The organism is Winogradskyella litoriviva, from assembly GCF_013249065.1.
Taxonomy (GTDB): Bacteria; Bacteroidota; Bacteroidia; order Flavobacteriales; family Flavobacteriaceae; genus Winogradskyella; species Winogradskyella litoriviva.
This window is the reverse complement of record NZ_JABRWQ010000007.1, coordinates 136,347-156,009: the sequence shown is the minus strand read 5'-3', so window position 1 is coordinate 156,009 and position 19,663 is coordinate 136,347. Positions and strand designations below refer to the sequence as shown.

The following is a 19,663-nucleotide window of genomic DNA, read 5'->3' as shown; positions in this document are numbered from 1 at the left end:
TAAAAACAAGCTCTAATTACAATATATGAAGTCTCAAGAAATCCGTTCTAAATTTTTAAGTTTCTTTGAAGGAAAACAACATCTAATTGTGCCTTCTGCACCAATGGTTTTAAAAGATGACCCAACTTTAATGTTTGTTAATTCTGGGATGGCACCTTTTAAAGAGTACTTTTTAGGAAATGCAGAACCAAAGAAAAATAGAATTTCAGATTCTCAAAAATGTTTACGTGTTTCTGGGAAACATAATGATTTAGAAGAAGTTGGTTATGATACATATCACCATACGTTGTTCGAAATGTTAGGAAACTGGAGTTTTGGTGATTACTTTAAAAAAGAAGCCATTGCTTGGGCTTGGGAACTCTTAACAGAGGTTTACGGTATTGATAAGGATATTTTATACGTAACTGTTTTTGAAGGTAGTGATGATACAGATAAGCTTGGTATGGATACAGAAGCTTATGATATTTGGAAGCAATATATTGCTGAAGACCGAATTTTAAAAGGTAATAAGAAAGATAATTTTTGGGAGATGGGAGATCAAGGACCTTGTGGACCTTGTAGTGAAATCCATGTAGATATTAGATCTAAAGAAGAAAGAGTTAAGGTTGATGGAAAGACATTGATTAATATGGATCATCCACATGTGGTTGAAGTCTGGAATTTGGTTTTTATGCAATACAACCGAAAAGCAAATGGTACACTTGAAGACTTACCAAATAAACATATTGATACAGGTATGGGATTTGAGCGTCTTTGTATGGTTTTACAAGGCGTGCAATCTAATTATGATACCGATGTTTTTACACCAATTATACGCGAGATAGAAACTATTACGGATAAAAAATATGGTAATAATGAGGAGGTTGATGTTGCAATTCGTGTTATTTCAGACCACGTAAGAGCTGTTGCTTTTTCAATAGCAGATGGTCAGTTACCAAGTAATACAGGTGCTGGTTATGTTATTCGAAGAATTTTACGAAGAGCAGTGAGATATGGATTTACATTCTTAGATAAAAAAGAACCTTTAATATATCGTTTAGTTGATGTATTAAGTAAAAAAATGGGAGATGCTTTCCCAGAATTAAAAGCACAAAAACAATTAATTGAAAATGTAATTAAAGAAGAGGAAGCCTCTTTTTTAAGAACCTTAGATCAAGGTTTAGTTTTGCTAAACCGTATTGTTGAAGAAACTAAAGGAGATACTGTTTCTGGTGAAAAAGCATTCGAATTATATGATACTTATGGATTCCCTATAGATTTAACAGCATTAATTCTATCTGAAAAAGATTTAAAACTCGATGAAAAAGGGTTTAACGAAGAATTACAGAAACAAAAAAATAGATCGCGATCGGCAAGTGAAACTTCAACTGAAGATTGGACTATTTTAATTGAAGATGATGTAGAAGAGTTTATTGGCTATGATGCATTAGAAGCTAATGTAAAAATCACAAGATATAGAAAAGTAACATCTAAAAAAGATGGGGAAATGTATCAGTTGGTTTTCAACTTAACACCATTTTATGCAGAAGGTGGTGGGCAAATTGGTGACAAGGGATTTTTAGAAGATATTAATGGTAATGTTGTTTATATTTTAGATACAAAGAAAGAAAATAACGTTATTATTCATTTTACTAAAGAATTGCCAGAACATATTAATGATAATTTTAAAGCTGTAGTAAATAACGAGCATAGAGCATTATCATCTAGTAATCATACAGCAACACATTTGCTACATCAAGCTTTAAGAACAATACTAGGAGAGCACGTAGAGCAAAAAGGGTCATTGGTAAAACCGAAATCTTTAAGATTTGATTTTTCACATTTTTCTAAAGTAACACCAGAACAATTACAAGAGATTGAAGACTTTGTTAATGCAAGAATAGAAGGCAAATTACCATTAGAAGAAGAAAGAAATATTCCGATGGAAAAAGCTATTGAAGAAGGTGCCATGGCATTATTTGGAGAGAAATATGGTGATACAGTTAGGACGATTCGTTTTGGTAATTCTATTGAACTCTGTGGTGGAATTCATGTAAATAACACTTCAGATATATGGCATTTTAAAATAGTCTCTGAAGGTGCTGTTGCTGCAGGAATAAGACGAATTGAAGCCATAACAAACAAATCTGTAAAAGAATATTTTGCTGAAAACGATGCGTTATATCAGAAAATGAAAGGGCTTTTAAATAATGCAAAAGAACCTGTAAAAGCTTTACAAAATCTTCAAGATGAAAATACCGATTTAAAAAAGCAAATAGAAGGTTTATTAAAAGATAAGGCGAAAAATATTAAGGGTGAATTAAAAAACGAGTTAACCGAAATTAATGGGATTCAGTTTTTAGCTAAAAAACTCGATTTGGATGCTGCTGGCATTAAAGATGTTTGTTTTGAATTAGGAAGTCAGTTTGATAATTTAGTTTTATTATTTGGTGCCGAGAATAATGGAAAGGCCATTCTGTCTTGTTACATTTCTAAAGAATTAGTAGCGAGTAAAGGTCTAAATGCTGGCACTATTGTTAGAGAATTAGGAAAACACATCCAAGGTGGAGGTGGAGGACAACCCTTCTTTGCAACTGCTGGTGGTAAAAATCCTGCAGGCATTGAAGCTGCTTTGGAAGCGGCTAAAGGTTATTTATAAGAATTTATATTCTGAACGTGTTTCAGAATTCGTTAGTAAATGAATTTACAAACTATAATACCGCTTAAAAAACAAGAGTATAATTTATTAGATTATAACTCTAAGATTTTGCTGCTCGGTTCATGTTTTTCAGAAAATATTGGAGATAAGTTTGAGTATTTTAAATTTCAAACTAAAGTTAATCCTTTTGGTATTTTGTTTCATCCATTAGCAATTGAGAATTTAATAACTCGTGCTATAAATAAAGATTATTATTCTGAAGACGAATTACATTTTTATAATGAGCAATGGTGTTGTTTAGAGGCACATTCAAAATTAAGCAGCACTTCAAAAGATGCGTTATTAGATGCGCTTAATGCTCAAATTGATGAGGTTAATAATTATCTCCTAAACACAAGTCATATTATAATTACATTAGGTACTAGTTGGGTTTATAGGTATATATCGTCTGATAAAATTGTTGCTAATTGCCATAAACTGCCTCAAAAACATTTTTTAAAAGAATTGCTTTCTGTAGAACAAATAGCAGAATCTATTGACGCAATTGTTAGTTTGGTAAAACGTATAAATCCTAAGATTTCATTTTTATTTACTGTGTCTCCAGTGCGACATATTAAAGATGGCTTTGTAGAAAACAAGCAAAGTAAGTCCCATTTGTTAGCTGCAATCCATCAGGTTGTAGAACCTAGAGAACAGCTTTATTATTTTCCGTCTTATGAAATTATGATGGATGAGTTAAGAGATTACCGTTTTTACAATGAAGACATGCTGCATCCTAATACTACGGCTGTAAATTATATATGGGAAAAATTCATGGCAGTTTGGTTATCTAAAACTGCTCTAAAAACTTTAGAAAAAGTCAGTTCAATTCAGTCTAGAAAAGCACATCGACCATTTAATTCAAATTCCGAAGCGCATCAAAAATTTCTTTTAAAACTTCAATCAGATATTGAAAGTTTAGAGTCTGAATTCCCATTTATGAATTTCCATTAAATTAAAGCTAATCGTAAAATAGAGATTAACGTATCGGTTTTTTAAGCTGTGCTTTTACGCGCTCAAAAGATTTTTTACTGGCACGTTGCCAACGATAAATATTGTGCTTTTTATTTTTTGGGATGTTTCGTTTTTCTTTTTGGTCTCTAATTTGTTTTACCCAATTAAAACGTTTACTTGTAATAGATATAATAAGTTCGTCTGTACAACCTAAAGCTTCTAATGCATTTAGTGCAGCAATAGATACATTTTGAATTTTATCGTTTATAGCATGCAATAATACCGGAATTGAAGATGGTCTACCAACATGTTCTAAACCTTCAGCAGCTAATTGACGCGTTTTATAATTTCCGTGTTTAAGTGCATATTCTAATTCAGCAACAGCGTTGGTATTAACCCAATGCATTATTGTGTTATCTGAAGGCTGAGTTAGATTCAGTTTAAAAAATGCATATGTAAGCTGATGTAACATAAAATTAATATGACTTATTAATAATATGTAGTAAAATGAGTCTGTTTGTTACATTTTTAGTTAGAAACAAAAAAGCTCAAATCATTTAGATTTGAGCTTTTTTTGATAAGTATATTTATTTTTTTATTTATTAACTCTAACGCTTTCAGGTACTAAAACCGTATAGTCACCATTGTTTCTAATTACATCTCTAACTATTGAAGATGATATAAAAGACGTTTTAGCAGCAGTTAATAAGAATACAGTTTCAATTTTAGAAAGTCTTCTGTTGGTATGCGCTATGGCTTTTTCAAATTCAAAATCAGCAGGATTTCTTAAACCTCTTAAAATAAATTCGGCATCAATTTCTTTGCAAAAGTCAATTGTTAAGCCATTGTAAGTAACGACTTTTACTTTAGGTTCATTTTTAAAAGATTTTTCAATAAAAGCTTTTCGTTCTTCTAACGAGAACATATATTTTTTATCTGCATTGATACCTATTGCAACTACAATTTCATCAAATACTTTTACGCCACGTTTTATAATATCGAAGTGTCCGTTTGTAATGGGATCAAAAGATCCAGGGAATAATGCACGTTTCATAAAATAATGGACTTTTTAGGCTGAAAAATTATATTAAAAATAATGTTTGTTGCAAGATAGTTATTTAATCTCTGTCTATTTGGTATATTATTTCGTCTTCAAACAAATCTTGTAATTCTTTTAAAGTGTAACCTTCTTTATTAGAGGGACTATAATTAGCTTTAATATCTATTTCGCCAATTCCAGATTTTTTATCAACTTCAAAATCATTAAAAATAAGGTAGATACTATCATTTGTAATGCTTACAACTTTTGATGTTGTATAGCGACTAGAAGTACTACCTTCAGTTCTGTAAATATCTCCTATTTGTGGTGCTTTTATATAATCTGCAGATAATTCCTTATCTCTTGCGTTAGAATATGAAAACCAAGCTATAATTGCAGCAATAATGGCTAATCCACTAAAATGTTTTAGAGGAATACCTTTGTGCTTTTCTAATTCAAATTTATGTTTTATTTGTTCAGGTAATTCTTTTAGTTTGTATGTTTTTTTACAATTATTACATTCTAAAACATTTGTTTTTCCGAGTGGAAATAAAGGAATCCAATAAATGTAGGCGTATTTACCAAATACACTATAATTCATTGATGTTTGTTCTTTACAATTTGGGCAAGTAACACTGTTTAATCTGCCATCTTTTAGACGCGATGAGCTAGTTCCGTAAAATATCATAAGCTAAGGTTGATTGTTTTGGTTAATTTAGTAAAAAAAAAAGTTACTCAGCCGTTATTAATGGTTTCTTCTATAGCATTTTCAAATAAATCTTCCATGCTAATGCCAGCTTTTGCGGCTTGCTGTGGTAAAATACTTTCGTTGGTTAAACCTGGAACTGTATTAACTTCTAGCAAATAAGGTTCATCGTTTTTAAAAATAAATTCACTTCTAGAGAAACCTTTCATCTTTAGAATTTCATAAATGCGTTTGGCTTCAATATTTACTTTGTTGGCATATTCATCAGAAATACGAGCAGGTGTAATTTCTTGAGATTTTCCTTCGTATTTAGCTTGGTAATCAAAGAAATCATTCTCTGAAACAATCTCTGTAATTGGTAAAACTAAAGTTTCACCTTTATAAGAAATAACACCAACAGAAACTTCAACACCATCTAAAAATTGTTCAATAATAATTTCGTTATCTTCTTTAAATGAGTTGTCTATTGCAGCTTGTAAATCTTCCTTTTTATACACTTTAGAAATCCCAAAACTACTACCAGCTTTATTTGCTTTTACAAAACAAGGTAAACCTACTTTGGCGATAATAGCATCTTCATCTATTTGGTCTCCGAAGTTAAGCGGATAACTTTCAGCCGTTTTAATACCGTAAGGTTTTAAGGTTGCTAATAAATCGCGCTTATTATAAGTTAATGCAGCTTGGTACATATCGCAGCTGGTTTGTGGTATGTCTAACAATTCAAAATAAGCTTGCATAAAACCATCTTCTCCTGGCGAACCATGTATGGCGTTAAACACACAATCGAAAGTTATTTTAGTACCATCTACTAGAACCGAAAAATCATTTTTATCAACCAAAAATTCTTCATCTAATTCATTAACAAAAACCCATTTCTCTTTAAAAATATGAATACGAAAAGCGTTATACTTAGTTTTATCTAAGGTGTTGTAAACCACATTACCACTTTTTAGGGAAATCTTGTATTCGCTAGAATAGCCACCCATTATAATTGCAATATTTTTTTTCATCTTTAATCTCCCAAATAAATGGGTTTATATTAGTTTAAATAAGCGATAGCGTAAATGTATAATTTATTTTTAATAAACTAAATCTCTTGTTGGTACGTATTTTATTTACGAGACGTTAATATAACGTTAGAATTTCTTAGTTTTGTCCACAATTATATAGCTTATGAGTTTAGTTAAGTTTCTTACCAGTAAAGTGTTTTTTAAACAAATAGCATTAGCCATTGTAGCGCTTGTTGTTTTATGTTTTATTGTTTTAAAATGGTTAAATATTTCTACCAATCACGGCGAATTTGTAATTGTACCAGATTTAAAAGGTAAATCTTTAGAAACTGTTGGTATAGAATTAAAGGATTTAGATTTAACGCTTAAAATTCAAGATTCAGCTAATTTCAATCCAAAATACCCAAAATATTCTGTAATAGAACAAAAGCCAGCAGCAGGTTCTCAAGTAAAGGAAAATAGAAAGATTTATTTAATATTAAATCCTTCTGATTACCGTAAAGTAGAAGTGCCAAATATTTTAAAATTTACATTTAGACAAGCGAAGCCACAGTTAGAAGCTCTAGGTTTTAAAGTAGGAGAAATTACGTATAAAGATGCTATTGGAGAAGGCGTAATGTCTATGTCTTATAAAGGCAAACCTCTTAAAGCAGGTACAAAATTACCATTAACATCTAAGATAGACTTGGTGTTAGGAAACGGTAAATTATAAAACAATTCAATGCCAAATATTCCTGATATTTCAGACGAAGGAGAAAACGAACTTTACGAGCATCATGCTTTTAGAGTAGTCGCTGGTCAGCAGCCACTTCGTATCGATAAATACTTAATGAATTTTATAGAGAATGCGACGCGTAATAAAATTCAAGCTGCAGCAAAAGACGGAAGTATTTTTGTGAATGATGTACCTGTAAAATCTAATTACAAGGTAAAACCGAACGATTATATCACTGTAAAGTTTGAGCATCCACCACACGAAAATCTTTTAATTGCAGAAGATATTCCTATTGATGTGGTATACGAAGATGATGATTTGCTTGTTGTAAACAAACCAGCAGGTATGGTGGTGCATCCAGGACACGGAAACTATTCGGGTACATTGATTAATGGTTTAATTTTTCATTTCGAAAATTTACCAAACAACTCAAGCGAAAGACCAGGTTTGGTGCATAGAATAGATAAAGATACAAGCGGATTGTTAGTGGTTGCTAAAACCGAACAAGCCATGGCACATCTCTCTAATCAGTTTGCAAAAAAGACAAGTGAGCGCGAATATGTTGCTCTCGTTTGGGGAAATATTGAAGAGGACGAAGGTACCATTGAAGGCAATATTGGTCGTCATCCAAAAAATAGATTGCAGAACACGGTGTTCTTAGAAGACGAAGAAGAACAAGGCAAACCAGCTGTTACACATTTTAAAGTTTTAGAACGTTTAGGTTATGTAACGTTGGTAAGTTGTAAGCTCGAAACTGGACGTACACACCAAATCCGTGTACACATGAAACATATTGGCCACACCCTTTTTAATGACGAACGTTATGGAGGTGAACGCATTTTAAAAGGTACCACATTTACAAAGTATAAGCAGTTTGTAGAAAACTGTTTCAAGATTTTACCGAGACAAGCCTTACATGCAAAAACACTTGGTTTTGTGCATCCAACCACAGGAGAATTCATGAAATTCGAATCTGAAATTCCTGAGGATATCGCACAATGTGTGGAGAAGTGGAGACAATATGCAAAGCATGCCTAAATTCCTGCGAAAGCAGGAATCTCTAAGTACAAATCAATAACCAATAGTCTAACCGGAATTTTTTTGGCGTTTTATTTTTCTAATCCTACAAGGTTTTTAAAACCTTGCAGAAAAAAATAACCAGGCTGTTCACTATATCTTTTTTTCGTGCCTCAAAAAAGGATGCCGTTTCCATCCTTAACGCGCTTTCCCAGCGTTAGTGAATTTAATCTGTCGTATCGAATAGAATACCTATTTGTTTTTTGAATTAAAAACAAAACACGCATAGATATTTCTTATAGTGATATCAATTTTAGTATTCGCAATAATTAGAAAATCTTTAAGATACATTGTATTTTTACTATTGATAAAGAAGAAGCGTTTAACCATAAATTAGAGTTCTGCAATAGCAGCAAATAGATATGAAATTAGTACTATCACCAGCAAAATCTTTAGATTACGACACTAAATTACCAACCACTAAAACAACGGAAAGTCGTTTTTTAGCGGAATCAGAACGTTTAAATAAATTATTAAAAAAGAAGTCGGCAAAAAGTTTATCTAATCTGATGCATATTTCAGATAATCTAGGACAATTAAATTACGAGCGTAATCAGGAATGGACATTACCATTTACAGCAGACAATGCAAGACAAGCCATATATGCATTCAGTGGCGACGTTTACAGAGGATTAGATGCCTATACAATTCATACTGATAAATTAGATAAAGTAGAAAATACGGTTAGAATATTATCTGGTTTATATGGTGTTTTAAAACCATTAGATTTAATTCAGCCTTACCGCTTAGAAATGGGAACTAAAATGCCAGTTGGTAAAAACAAAAACTTATATGAATTCTGGAAAAAGAAAGTCACAAAAGCTTTAAATGATGACTTAGATGATGACGAACTATTTCTTAACCTAGCAAGTAACGAATATTTTAAAGCTATAGATACTAAAGCCTTAAAAGTACCTGTTGTAAATGTAGCGTTTAAAGAATTTAAAAACGGACAGTATAAAATTGTTGCCATATTTGCCAAATTAGCGAGAGGTTTAATGGCGAGGTATATCATAGATACAGATGCAAAAACTTTAGATGATGTTAAAGGGTTTAATTTAGAAAACTACGGATTTAGCGAAGAATTATCTTCGGAAAATGAGTTGGTGTTTACAAGATAGTTACTATATTTAGATACTAATCCTACTCCATGTATTACTATTTAATTGTTGCGCTTCAGGCATTTTGTATTTATCACGCTTATAAAAATCACAAACCTTATTATTGGTATTTTCTTGTTTTTTTTATACCCGTTTTGGGTTCTCTCATTTATATTCTTACACAAGTGTATAATCAAAAAGATGCAGATGTTATTCAAAATGAAATTACATCCATTATCAATCCAACAAAGAAGATAAAAGATTTAGAAAAGAAACTAGAATTTTCAGATACATATACCAATAGAATAGAATTAGCTGATGCTTATGTTCAAAATAATGACATGCCTAACGCGATTTTAAATTATAAAAAGACGCTTCAAGATACTGTTCAGGATGATTTGTATGCTCGGCAACAACTTATACTGTGTTATTTTCAGCTTAAAGATTACGTTGGTGTAATTGAACATGCTGAGTTTATTAAAGCTAAACCAGAATTTAAAGGTTCTAAACAGCAATTTTGTTATGGTCTAGCTTTAAAAGAATTAGACAAGGTTGAGGAAGCTGAAGCCGAATTAAAACAGATTGATAGACCATATTCTAATTACGCTGAACGCTTAGAATTGGCTAAAATCTATTTAGAGACTAATAGGAGTGAAGAAGGTGTAGATTTGCTAAATGAAATTTATGCAGAATCGCAATACATGACAAAGCCTAACCGTAGGATTTACAGAACTACAATTGCTGAGGTAGAACGGCTATTAAAAAATCTCAAGTAATATATTGTAGCTGTACTTAAATAAAAAGGAAGCTTGGTATTAGTTAGTTTTCTTTTTCTTGTAATTTCTGCCATACCACAATAAAATCCCTGTAATAGGCAAAGTAGCGGTAATTAAACTAATTAAAAACGCTAGAATTTTTCCTGCAATTCCGCCAATGGCACCTACGTGTATATCGAAATTCATACGTAATAGTTTATCAGCAAATTTAGCATCTTTATACTTTCCGTAGATAGCATCAGTTTCTAATTCTTCGAGTGTCATTTGGTCAAAAAATCTATAATCAGAATCATAATAAAGGCCTTTACTGTTAGAAACTTCAACATATATACTTTGTTCTTTGGTTTCTGGATAATGTAGCTCAAAAGATTCAGCTTCAGGCGATTCTTTTAATAGTTTTACAATGAGATAATCCATAGGAATTGTGTCATCATTGTCTTTCCACTCACTAACATTTTCAGGAATTATAAAAGCAGGTACTTTATCACCTCCTGCAGAAACATAGACAACATATTTTAACCAGTTATATGAAATTACTGAGCCAGTAAATGCTAAAATTAAAGCAAAAGAACAGATGTAAAAACCAACGACTGTATGTAAATCAAAGTTTTTTCGTTTCCAACGCGTTGTTTTTTTCCAATCGAATTTTAATCGTTGTTTTAAATTTTTACGTTTTTTTGGTAACCATAAAATGAAACCAGAAATTATAATTAGAATAAAAATTAAAATAGAAGCGCCTACTACTTGCTCTCCTATGTCTTTAGGAAGCCACAATCGCATATGACCTTTTAATATAAACGCAAAGAAACCAGTTAAATGGTTATCTACCTGAATAACTTCACCAGTATATGGATTTAGAAATACACTTTGATAAAATTCTGGGTCTCCATCATAGAAGATAACCTCTATAGCATCATCTGATTTTTTAAAAATTGTACCATGAACCGAATTATTTGGAAACACTGCTTTAGCTATATCTTTAGCTTCAGTTGGCGTAAGAATGGCTTGCTCTTGTGGTGTAACCTTTTTATAGTCATTGTAAGTACTTTCAATTTCATCTCTAAAAGCCCAGCAACATCCTGTTATGGCAACTATAAAAACAACAATACCAGTTACGAGTCCTAGTATTTTATGCAATTGAAAAATAAACTTTTTAAATGTCATTGGTTCAATGTTAAAAAAGAGCAACTTTAATTAAAGTTGCTCTTTTGTTTAGTAATTGTTTTCTAAAATTTAAACGTAAAAGAGCCAATAATTTCTCTTCTTTGTTGCGGTGTTACTGTACTCCAACCAGAATAATAGGTTTCATCAGTAAAATTATTTGCCTTTACACTAACCCTATATTTATTGGTTTCATAATAAAGTGAGGCGTTAAAAATAGTGTAGGCTGGTAAGTTAAAACTACCTGTTACAGATTTGTAGTCTACCATGGTATCGTATTCAGATTGTCCGTTGAATCCAAGACCTGCACCAAAGTTTTTAAAGAATTTATAATCAGCCCAGAGGTTATAAGTAATTTCAGGTCCAGATTCACCATAACGGTTGCCTTCTAAAAATGTTGCAGAAGGAGAATTTGTAATTTCAGAATCATTAAAGCTAAAACCAGAATGTATATTTAACTTATCAATAGGATTTGCATTGATCTCTAATTCTATACCTTGACTATTAATTTCTAAATCTTGAGTTTTCGTTGCCCAATAGTATTTATTATCTACATTAATATTGTAGTAACTTAACGTTGCTTCTAATTTATTGTTAAATAAATTAGATTTTACACCAACTTCAAATTGGTTAGCTTGCTCTACATCATAAGATTGTAATGTTACTTCGCCTGTATCAAAATCTGTTATATATTGAGGGTCTAGATAAGAAAATCCGTTTTGGTAATTGGCAAAAATTGATAACTCATTTAGAATAGGCTGGTATACAATGCCAAATTTAGGAGAGAATGCAGATTCTATATATTCAGTATCATCATCAGAAGTATCATTTCTGTCACCTTGGTAATCAAATCTATCGTAACGAACACTTCCCATTACAGATAATGAAGGTGTAATGTTTATAACATCTGAAATGTATGCTCCAAATATATTCTGGCTAACATCACTGTTTAAATTGCCAATTCCATTTAAAGCTGTACTTAAGTTTTCTTCGTTAATGGCTGGTTCTCCATAAACTAAGTCGCCTTGTAAGTTAATGGTGTGCAGATAACCCCAATTTGAGCTATTATCTATAATGTTGTAATTTAAATAATCTAAACCTACTAAAAGTTTATTTTGTAAGTCACCTATTTTAAATGTACCAGTGAAATTTTGTTGAAGGTTTGTAGTTTTTGTTTTTGAATCTGTGTCTTGTGCATATAAATTAAATAGCTCGTCAGACCCATTCCATAAGTACGTATAATACCCTAAAGATTTAGCAATGCCACCAGAGATTAAGGTTTGAGAAGACCATTGGTCTGAAATTTTCCAAGCTAATTCACCACGATAATTTTGTGTAATGTTTTGAATGGTAACATCATTGCTCGTAAAAGATAATTCGGTGTCGTAATTTAAATCGTCAATAGAACTAAACGCTAAGGGCGCATAACGGTTTAAAAATAAGAATGTTTCGTTTGTTTGTTCGTTGCTAGAAGCTTCATAAGAGAAGTTAAACGTAAGGTTGTTGTTAAACTGATAAGACAACGAAGGTGCTATAAAAACAGATTTTTTTAATCCTGCATCTTGAAAACTGTGTTGTTGTTGAAAACCAGCATTGAGTCTAAAGGATAGCTTATCATTAGCACTAACATTAATATCTGCATTTAGTTTAGAAAAATCGTAAGAACCTCCAGATAAAGAAATTTCTCCACCAGTTCCTTTGTAAGGCTTTTTAGTAATAATATTTATTAAACCACCATAAGAGGTAACACTGCTACCAAATAAAGTACCAGAAGGACCTTTAATTACTTCTACACGTTCTACATTAGATGGATTTATAAAACCATTTGTAATACCAGGTACACCATTAACTAGTTGTGGCTGTACGGCAAAACCTCTACTAGAGTAATAACCAGCTCCATCACCACTTCTACCCGTGGAAGACCATAATTTTGTTACACCAGCTGCATTTTTTATTGCATCTTCAAAAGTGTTTACATTTTGAGATACTAATAATTGATTTGTAACTGTATTATAAACTTGTGAATTGTCTATGTATTTTAAAGGCATTTTAGAAACATAGGCGCTTTCCTTACGTGAAAACTTGTTTTTTCTATTAACATCTAAAACAACTTCATTAAGTATCTCATTGCCTTCATAGAGTGTTATGGTATTTAGTGAAATGTTTTCATTGTTAGAGATAGTAAATTCAATTTCTTTGGTTTTGAAGCCGATGTAAGATATTATTAATTGGTATGTACCGTTTTCAATATTGGTAATTTCAAATTCGCCATTTTCATTTGTTTCAATACCCTTTGCAGTATTTTTCACAGTAATATTTACACCAATAAGTGGTGATTGGTTGTTATCTACAACTTTACCTGAGAGACTTGCATTTTGAGAATAACTGAACTGAATCAGAACAAATAGCATTAACGTGGATAAAAGGTTTTTCATCTTAATTTTATTTAGACTTAATATAAATAATAATTTTTGGCAAATCTATTTATGTATTATGGATTATCCAAATTATTTATAATAAATCTAAATAGTAATTTTTAACTACTTGATTTTAGGGATTTAAAATGAAGAGAAAGAAGGTTGTTTGTTGGTTTTAGTACTTAGAAACAATTTTACAATACGCAAATGTTTCAATTTTTTAAAGATAAAGACGTTTAGGCGTTACCTTAGGTAAAGGCTAAATATTAATCTAGCATTAGTTTTTTCAATTATAGTAAACATTGTTTCCCTTGCCAAAGGTTCTTTTCAATTAACTTTTTATCAATTTTATCTACAATTTCGTAATTCTTTAAATTCCAGTTAGGCGCAATTAATAAATGCTTTGGTGATTGGCTAATAAAACGTTCTATTATTATATCTGGTCGTAGTAATCCAACAAATTCGGTAATCAAATCTATATATTCTTCAACAGAATAAAAGCTAAACTGTGTTGGGTTTGTCTTAAATTGGTGCGCCATCATAGTATGTTTTACAATTTGTAAATGGTGCAGCTTTAAACTGTTTATAGGTAATTTAGATAATTCTATAGCATGGTTTAAAATATCGTCTTTGGTTTCGCCAGGTAAACCAATAATCATGTGTGCACCTAAATGCAAACCTTTATTTTTGGCGAGTTGGTATGCATCAACCGTTTCTTTGTAGCTATGACAACGGTTAATATCTTTTAAAGTTCTGTCTAAAGTGCTTTCTACGCCAAACTCTAACGAAATAAAATAGTCTTTAGACAATTCAGACAAAAAATTAATTAAATCTTCATTAATGCAATCTGGTCGTGTACCAATAACCAAGCCAATTACTTGTGGATGATTTACGGCTTCATTATACAACTGTTTTACCAAATTAATATCGGCATATGTATTAGTGTAAGCTTGAAAATAGGCTAAATAGCGTTGTGTTTTGTATTTTTTTGAAAAGAATGAAATGCCTTCATCTAATTGTTGCGTAATACTTTTATCTGGTTTGCAATAGTTTGGGTTAAAACTGTTGTTGTTGCAGTAAGTACAGCCACCTCTGCCTTTTGTTCCATCTCTGTTAGGACAAGTAAAGCCTGTGTCTAGAGAGATTTTCTGGACGCGCTCAGAAAACCGTCTTTTAATAAAAGACGAATAATCGTTGTATCGTTTATTATTGCTAAATCGCATGAGGAGAGCAAAATTAGTGATTATCCTTTAATTTTGATTACTGAAAAAAGGATTTCTTACTTAAAGAAAATGATAAAAAAGAAACAACAAAAAGCAATATTTTTAAGATACTCTCTTTTCTAAAAATAAAGCTCTTTTTTAATTGATGTAGCCATCGGAATTTCAATATTATAGCAGTTCTTTGCAATCTCCTTTTTTACTTTAAAATATAAGAAAGTAAAGTAGAAACGGGTTATCGAATAAATTAAATGTAACTTCGCCAAAAATTAAAGAGGTGAGATTTATAAACGATATTCATCTTAACTAAAATAGATGTATGTCATTTAAATCATTAGGCTTATCAGAGCCATTACTTCGTGCTGTTAGTAAAAAAGGATACGAAACACCTTCACCAATTCAACAAAAAGCTATTCCTTCAATTTTAAACGGAAAGGATATTTTAGCTTCTGCTCAAACAGGTACAGGAAAAACTGCAGGCTTTACATTGCCTTTACTTCATTTATTATCAGAGAACCCTAAGGAAAAGTACAGACCAATACGTGCATTAATCTTAACACCAACACGTGAGTTGGCAGCCCAAGTTTTTGCTAATGTTAAAGAATATAGTGAGTTTTTAAATATTAGAAGCGCTGTAATTTTTGGAGGTGTTAACCAAAAACCACAAGCAGCAACTATAAGAAAAGGAGTTGATGTTTTAGTAGCTACGCCTGGACGATTAATAGATTTAGAAAGTCAAGGTTTATTATCTTTAAAACGCGTGGAAATATTTGTTTTAGATGAAGCAGATAGAATGTTAGATATGGGTTTTTTACGTGATATAGAGCGCGTAATGAAGTTAATGCCCAATAAGCGCCAGAATTTATTGTTCTCTGCAACGTTTTCAAAAGATATAAAGAAATTGGCTTATTCTATTCTTAACAATCCTGTGCAAGTTGAAGCTACACCAGAAAATACAGCTGTTGAGGTTATTGAGCAAAAGGTTTATAGAGTTGCAAAAGGCAAAAAAACAGGTTTAATTATTAAATTGATTTCCGATGGCAATTGGAAGCAAGTTTTAGTTTTTACAAGAACAAAGCATGGTGCAAATAAACTATGTAAAAAAATGATTAGTTCTGGTATTACTGCAGCTGCTATACATGGTAATAAGAGCCAAGGTGCCAGAACAAAGGCTTTAGCAGGATTTAAAAATAGTTCGGTAAGAGTTTTAGTGGCTACAGATATTGCAGCAAGAGGATTAGATATTCCGCTACTGCCGCATGTTATAAATTTTGAATTGCCTAATATTTCTGAAGATTATGTTCATAGAATAGGTAGAACAGGAAGAGCAGGAGCCAGTGGTGAAGCTATTTCTTTAGTAAGTGCGGATGAGACGAGTTATTTAAAAAGTATTGAGAAGCTGATTAACATAAAAATTGAAGTTGAAATAGTGGAAGGTTTTGAGCCTGACCCTAATGCTTCAACAGAACCTATAAAACCAGGTCAGAATAGAAATAGAGGTAGAAATGATAGGAATTCTGGAAATAGGAAAGCTAGCAATAATAGAAATTCAAATAAAAACAAAAGTCGTAATCGTAACCGAAATAACGATAGCAGACGATAATTATATTTTATGACAACCATTCTAAAACATAAAATTATCACAGTTTGTGACAAAAAAATTGCTCAAAAAGGAACTAATGTTGGGATTTCATTTTATGCGTTTTTTAAAAATAAAAATGATAACCCAGAGTTATTAATGGAAGCTGCAACTTGGTGGATAAAAACTCATCAATTAAATCATTTTGAAAAGGCAGTTAAGATTAAAGCTTTAGTGAATAGTTTGTAGTATGTCTGTACAACCCAATAATCCGTTGCATGGTGTTAAACTAGAACAGATAATTACAGAATTGCAAGCGCATTATGGTTGGGAGTATATGGGTTATCAAATCAATATTCGCTGTTTTACTCATAATCCTTCTATAAAATCTAGTTTAAAATTTTTAAGACGAACACCTTGGGCTCGGACAAAAGTTGAGGATATGTATTTAAAAATGTTGAAGAATAAGCGATAGGTTTAATTGTAATTCATTACTCTAAATGGTAAGTTTATTCGATGCTATTTATTTCATTATTAATTCTTTCTATCCATTCATCGTTCTCTTTTACAAGCTGACCATGCTGGGTTTCTGTATCGTATTTTTTCTGAGTTTCTAAACATTTAGCCCACAATTTTTGATACACTTCTAAATAGGAATCGAAATTGGCATTTTTCGCTTTTATTAATGTATTGAACGCTATTTTTATTTTATTGGCAAACAATGCTGCAATGTCAAAATGCAGCTGTTCGTGCTTAAGTAAATAGTCGCTTTTTTCATAAACCCAAGATTCTTGTGTATAAAAAACAGCTTCAGCCGTCATGGCTGTGTAGTTCTGAATATTGTTTTCATCATCTACCTGTACATTACTTGGTAGTATTTCAATTTTATAGGCAGTTTGTGCATATGCAATGACGTCTAAATTAGGAGGACCTTTAAAATCGGACCATGTTAGTTTTTTATCTTTTGACCATTTTATTATAGACTGCGACTTTATGGTTGAAGAAAACATTAGAAATAAGATTAACAAACTTAAAATTTTTATTTTATCCATTTTTTTGCTCAATATATTAAGTCTTTATAAGTATATTAATTTGTACTTCAATAATATGATTTTGGTTACAATTTAGGTAAATGTTTATTCTTCTTTTTATCTAAATAATGACGTAGAACACCACCTTTCACAGAGTTAACGTCAAATTCAACTATAAAGGCTTTATCATCTATTTTGTCTATTATTCGGTGCATTTTCTTTATATCAATACGATTAATTATGGTATGAATTATATCAAAATCTTCTTGAGCACCTTGGCTACCAAAACCTTTTGAGCCTTTGTAAGTTGTTAATCCAGCTCCTAATTCTTTCATTATGGCGTACTTAATTTCAACATAATTATTAGACACAATGGTAACTCCAATAAAATCTTCAAACCCTTCAATGGTTAGGTCAGTAACTTTTGCTGTTACAATGTATGTTAGAATAGAATAAAGTGCAACTTCGGTAGAAATTACCCAAGCTGTTATGCTAAAAAGTATAATATTAAAACCTAAAATTACTTTTCCAATACTTACTCCAAATTTATCATTAATATAAACACCTAAAATTTCTGAGCCATCAAGTACAGATCCATTTCTAATGGCTATACCAATTCCTGCACCTAAAAATAACCCTCCAAAAATTGAAATAAGTAGTTTGTCGTTTGTTATGGTTTCAAAATTTTCAAAATGAAGAATAAAAGCTAAACCTATGATACTAATTATGGATTTTATTACAATCCGCTTGGATACTGTGAAATAGCCCAGAATGAGAAACGGAATACTTAATAAAACTAATAAGATAGAAATGTTAATATCGAGTTGTGTTCTTATTAAAAGTGCCATTCCTGTAACGCCTCCATCTAAAAAGTTATTTGGTAACAAAAAAAGCTTTAAACCAATACTCGCCAAAAAGACGCCAAATGCAATTTGTCCAAATTCTGAGATTAAGTTGTATGTTTTCGAGTGTTTCAAGTGTTGAGTTGTTGGTTAGTAGGTGTTTATGGAATAAAAATAATTAGACTTTAAAAATAAAAAATCCTCTAATTCTTTAGAGGATTTTTGTTTGGTTATTATAGGAATCTGTTAGGTTTAAATATTTAATCCTTTTTTATATCCTCTTCTGTCTTTTTTAATATTCTTTTTTGCATAGATTTCTTTCTATTTTCAAAAGCCAAAGTATATTCTTCAAGGCTTAAAGATCCATTTTTGTCTGTATCTATTTTTAAAAACCGTTTTTCAATTTGCTCTTCTTTAGAAGCATCTTTCATTCGTTTTGCTTTAAATTCATCTAAAGATATGGCTGCGTCAAAATTGGTATCAATGCTTTTAAAGCTTTTTATAGCTTTTTCATTCAGTACTTCAACTTTATCTTGTGCACTTGCAAAAGAGAATGAAGCTATAGCTAAAAGTACTAATCCAGATTTTATTGTTTTGATAATCATAATTTTAATAATTTAAGGTCATTTATATAATGAGACTAAGATAAGTGAAAAAGGTTTAAAAACAATTAATTCTTAGTAAACGTATTATTAGTTTAGTTGTCGCAAACCTTCATACACAATTATGCTTACTGCGTTCGCTAAATTTAAACTTCTAATAGATTCACTGTAAAGAGGAATTTTAAATAGTTGATTTTGGTACATTTCTTTAATAGCTTTAGGTAAACCAACAGATTCTTTACCAAAAACTAAAAACAAATTATCCGTAAACTTAATATCCCAATGATTTTTATTGCCATGGCTTGAAAGAAAAACCATTTTAGCTTCACTATTTTTTTTGAAAAAATCGTCAATATTGTCGTAATATAAGACTTCTAAGTGTTGCCAGTAATCTAATCCAGCACGTTTTAAACGTTTGTCATCAATTTCAAAACCAAAAGGTTTTACTAAATGAAGCCTTGATCCAGAAGCTAAAGCCAAGCGACCTATGTTACCTGTATTGTTCGGAATTTCGGGTTCTATAAGTACAATGTTAAGTGGCATTCTTTTTTGTTATTTTTAATACAATTAATCTTATTAATAATACAAAAGGAAATCCATGGAACACAACATCAAACCAGTCTTTAACCGTCATGCCATTGGCACCACCTGCAATCCATCTTATTTTACCAACTATATGTGGTTCCGGAAAAAATGGTGCTAAGCCTAAAGTTAGACAGAGTAGAATTATAAGTTTCCAATCATTTAATATTTTCAT

Annotated in this window: 21 protein-coding genes; 9 read left to right on the top strand and 12 right to left on the bottom strand. The window is 31.1% G+C overall.

The window, feature by feature from the left end; genetic code table 11:
• Positions 1–25 precede the first annotated feature (25 nt).
• Positions 26–2,638: an alanine--tRNA ligase gene (alaS, locus tag HNV10_RS15615; RefSeq protein ID WP_173302330.1), complete on the top strand. Its 2,613-nt coding sequence runs from the start codon at positions 26–28 to the stop codon at positions 2,636–2,638.
• Positions 2,639–2,677: 39 nt separating this feature from the next.
• Entirely contained in the window at positions 2,678–3,631 is a 954-nt protein-coding gene (locus HNV10_RS15610; RefSeq protein WP_173302329.1) for a GSCFA domain-containing protein, read from the top strand.
• A gap of 25 nt (positions 3,632–3,656) precedes the next feature.
• Here the strand turns inward: HNV10_RS15610 and HNV10_RS15605 are convergent, their stop codons facing one another.
• The 4 genes from HNV10_RS15605 to HNV10_RS15590 form a co-directional block, all read right to left on the bottom strand.
• On the bottom strand, positions 3,657–4,103 hold the full coding sequence (locus HNV10_RS15605) for a HEAT repeat domain-containing protein (protein ID WP_241695524.1): 447 nt from the start codon (positions 4,101–4,103) through the stop codon (positions 3,657–3,659).
• A 123-nt stretch (positions 4,104–4,226) separates the two neighbouring features.
• Complete coding sequence (gene coaD, locus HNV10_RS15600) at positions 4,227–4,685, bottom strand: pantetheine-phosphate adenylyltransferase (RefSeq protein WP_173302328.1); 459 nt, start codon at positions 4,683–4,685, stop codon at positions 4,227–4,229.
• A 64-nt stretch (positions 4,686–4,749) separates the two neighbouring features.
• Complete coding sequence (locus HNV10_RS15595; protein WP_173302327.1) at positions 4,750–5,358, bottom strand: zinc-ribbon domain-containing protein; 609 nt, start codon at positions 5,356–5,358, stop codon at positions 4,750–4,752.
• A gap of 47 nt (positions 5,359–5,405) precedes the next feature.
• Positions 5,406–6,386, bottom strand: a complete 981-nt coding sequence (locus HNV10_RS15590) for a D-alanine--D-alanine ligase (protein WP_173302326.1) — start codon at positions 6,384–6,386, stop codon at positions 5,406–5,408.
• Between the two features lie 163 nt (positions 6,387–6,549).
• Here HNV10_RS15590 and HNV10_RS15585 point away from each other — a divergent pair, with 163 nt between their 5' ends.
• From HNV10_RS15585 to HNV10_RS15570, 4 genes are all read left to right on the top strand, one after another.
• The gene (locus tag HNV10_RS15585; protein WP_173302325.1) at positions 6,550–7,098 is read left to right on the top strand and encodes a PASTA domain-containing protein; all 549 of its coding nucleotides are present in this window, start codon (positions 6,550–6,552) and stop codon (positions 7,096–7,098) included.
• A gap of 9 nt (positions 7,099–7,107) precedes the next feature.
• The gene (locus tag HNV10_RS15580; protein ID WP_173302324.1) at positions 7,108–8,139 is read left to right on the top strand and encodes an RluA family pseudouridine synthase; all 1,032 of its coding nucleotides are present in this window, start codon (positions 7,108–7,110) and stop codon (positions 8,137–8,139) included.
• Between the two features lie 401 nt (positions 8,140–8,540).
• The gene (gene yaaA / locus HNV10_RS15575) at positions 8,541–9,299 is read left to right on the top strand and encodes a peroxide stress protein YaaA (protein ID WP_173302323.1); all 759 of its coding nucleotides are present in this window, start codon (positions 8,541–8,543) and stop codon (positions 9,297–9,299) included.
• Positions 9,300–9,328: 29 nt separating this feature from the next.
• Positions 9,329–10,054 carry a hypothetical protein gene (locus tag HNV10_RS15570; protein WP_173302322.1) on the top strand — a complete coding sequence of 242 codons (726 nt, stop codon included), beginning with the start codon at positions 9,329–9,331 and terminating at the stop codon, positions 10,052–10,054.
• Positions 10,055–10,093: 39 nt separating this feature from the next.
• Here HNV10_RS15570 and HNV10_RS15565 read toward each other — a convergent pair whose 3' ends face one another.
• The 3 genes from HNV10_RS15565 to HNV10_RS15555 form a co-directional block, all read right to left on the bottom strand.
• The gene (locus HNV10_RS15565) at positions 10,094–11,218 is read right to left on the bottom strand and encodes a PepSY-associated TM helix domain-containing protein (protein WP_173302321.1); all 1,125 of its coding nucleotides are present in this window, start codon (positions 11,216–11,218) and stop codon (positions 10,094–10,096) included.
• Between the two features lie 62 nt (positions 11,219–11,280).
• Positions 11,281–13,650, bottom strand: a complete 2,370-nt coding sequence (locus HNV10_RS15560) for a TonB-dependent receptor (protein WP_173302320.1) — start codon at positions 13,648–13,650, stop codon at positions 11,281–11,283.
• 272 nt (positions 13,651–13,922) lie between these two features.
• Positions 13,923–14,855: a TIGR01212 family radical SAM protein gene (locus tag HNV10_RS15555; protein ID WP_173302319.1), complete on the bottom strand. Its 933-nt coding sequence runs from the start codon at positions 14,853–14,855 to the stop codon at positions 13,923–13,925.
• A 316-nt stretch (positions 14,856–15,171) separates the two neighbouring features.
• On the opposite strand from HNV10_RS15555, the gene HNV10_RS15550 reads away from it, so the two are divergent.
• From HNV10_RS15550 to HNV10_RS15540, 3 genes are read left to right on the top strand one after another with little or no spacing between them, the layout of a single operon-like run.
• Positions 15,172–16,455: a DEAD/DEAH box helicase gene (locus tag HNV10_RS15550; protein WP_173302318.1), complete on the top strand. Its 1,284-nt coding sequence runs from the start codon at positions 15,172–15,174 to the stop codon at positions 16,453–16,455.
• 9 nt (positions 16,456–16,464) lie between these two features.
• Positions 16,465–16,680 carry a DUF6500 family protein gene (locus HNV10_RS15545; protein ID WP_173302317.1) on the top strand — a complete coding sequence of 72 codons (216 nt, stop codon included), beginning with the start codon at positions 16,465–16,467 and terminating at the stop codon, positions 16,678–16,680.
• 1 nt (position 16,681) lies between these two features.
• Complete coding sequence (locus HNV10_RS15540) at positions 16,682–16,906, top strand: VF530 family protein (RefSeq protein ID WP_173302316.1); 225 nt, start codon at positions 16,682–16,684, stop codon at positions 16,904–16,906.
• A 34-nt stretch (positions 16,907–16,940) separates the two neighbouring features.
• Here HNV10_RS15540 and HNV10_RS15535 read toward each other — a convergent pair whose 3' ends face one another.
• The 5 genes from HNV10_RS15535 to HNV10_RS15515 form a co-directional block, all read right to left on the bottom strand.
• On the bottom strand, positions 16,941–17,483 hold the full coding sequence (locus tag HNV10_RS15535) for a DUF922 domain-containing protein (protein WP_173302315.1): 543 nt from the start codon (positions 17,481–17,483) through the stop codon (positions 16,941–16,943).
• A 65-nt stretch (positions 17,484–17,548) separates the two neighbouring features.
• Positions 17,549–18,439, bottom strand: a complete 891-nt coding sequence (locus HNV10_RS15530; RefSeq protein ID WP_173302314.1) for a YitT family protein — start codon at positions 18,437–18,439, stop codon at positions 17,549–17,551.
• Between the two features lie 125 nt (positions 18,440–18,564).
• Positions 18,565–18,909, bottom strand: coding sequence for an EF-hand domain-containing protein (locus HNV10_RS15525; RefSeq protein ID WP_173302313.1), 345 nt, complete (start codon positions 18,907–18,909; stop codon positions 18,565–18,567).
• 87 nt (positions 18,910–18,996) lie between these two features.
• Entirely contained in the window at positions 18,997–19,449 is a 453-nt protein-coding gene (locus HNV10_RS15520) for a tRNA (cytidine(34)-2'-O)-methyltransferase (RefSeq protein WP_173302312.1), read from the bottom strand.
• Positions 19,439–19,663, bottom strand: coding sequence for a hypothetical protein (locus HNV10_RS15515; RefSeq protein WP_173302311.1), 225 nt, complete (start codon positions 19,661–19,663; stop codon positions 19,439–19,441). The genes HNV10_RS15520 and HNV10_RS15515 overlap by 11 nt, the downstream gene beginning before the upstream one ends.

Bases quoted from the DNA above. Each gene is read 5' to 3' on its own strand.
- HNV10_RS15595 (WP_173302327.1), bottom strand. From the start codon at position 5,358: ATGATATTTTACGGAACTAGCTCATCGCGTCTAAAAGATGGCAGATTA.
- HNV10_RS15555 (WP_173302319.1), bottom strand. From the start codon at position 14,855: ATGCGATTTAGCAATAATAAACGATACAACGATTATTCGTCTTTTATT.
- HNV10_RS15540 (WP_173302316.1), top strand. From the start codon at position 16,682: ATGTCTGTACAACCCAATAATCCGTTGCATGGTGTTAAACTAGAACAG.
- HNV10_RS15515 (WP_173302311.1), bottom strand. From the start codon at position 19,663: ATGAAAATATTAAATGATTGGAAACTTATAATTCTACTCTGTCTAACT.
- HNV10_RS15605 (WP_241695524.1), bottom strand. From the start codon at position 4,103: ATGTTACATCAGCTTACATATGCATTTTTTAAACTGAATCTAACTCAG.
- HNV10_RS15590 (WP_173302326.1), bottom strand. From the start codon at position 6,386: ATGAAAAAAAATATTGCAATTATAATGGGTGGCTATTCTAGCGAATAC.
- yaaA (WP_173302323.1), top strand. From the start codon at position 8,541: ATGAAATTAGTACTATCACCAGCAAAATCTTTAGATTACGACACTAAA.
- HNV10_RS15525 (WP_173302313.1), bottom strand. From the start codon at position 18,909: ATGATTATCAAAACAATAAAATCTGGATTAGTACTTTTAGCTATAGCT.
- coaD (WP_173302328.1), bottom strand. From the start codon at position 4,685: ATGAAACGTGCATTATTCCCTGGATCTTTTGATCCCATTACAAACGGA.
- HNV10_RS15580 (WP_173302324.1), top strand. From the start codon at position 7,108: ATGCCAAATATTCCTGATATTTCAGACGAAGGAGAAAACGAACTTTAC.
- HNV10_RS15545 (WP_173302317.1), top strand. From the start codon at position 16,465: ATGACAACCATTCTAAAACATAAAATTATCACAGTTTGTGACAAAAAA.
- HNV10_RS15520 (WP_173302312.1), bottom strand. From the start codon at position 19,449: ATGCCACTTAACATTGTACTTATAGAACCCGAAATTCCGAACAATACA.
- HNV10_RS15565 (WP_173302321.1), bottom strand. From the start codon at position 11,218: ATGACATTTAAAAAGTTTATTTTTCAATTGCATAAAATACTAGGACTC.
- HNV10_RS15570 (WP_173302322.1), top strand. From the start codon at position 9,329: ATGTATTACTATTTAATTGTTGCGCTTCAGGCATTTTGTATTTATCAC.
- alaS (WP_173302330.1), top strand. From the start codon at position 26: ATGAAGTCTCAAGAAATCCGTTCTAAATTTTTAAGTTTCTTTGAAGGA.
- HNV10_RS15550 (WP_173302318.1), top strand. From the start codon at position 15,172: ATGTCATTTAAATCATTAGGCTTATCAGAGCCATTACTTCGTGCTGTT.
- HNV10_RS15610 (WP_173302329.1), top strand. From the start codon at position 2,678: ATGAATTTACAAACTATAATACCGCTTAAAAAACAAGAGTATAATTTA.
- HNV10_RS15535 (WP_173302315.1), bottom strand. From the start codon at position 17,483: ATGGATAAAATAAAAATTTTAAGTTTGTTAATCTTATTTCTAATGTTT.
- HNV10_RS15560 (WP_173302320.1), bottom strand. From the start codon at position 13,650: ATGAAAAACCTTTTATCCACGTTAATGCTATTTGTTCTGATTCAGTTC.
- HNV10_RS15585 (WP_173302325.1), top strand. From the start codon at position 6,550: ATGAGTTTAGTTAAGTTTCTTACCAGTAAAGTGTTTTTTAAACAAATA.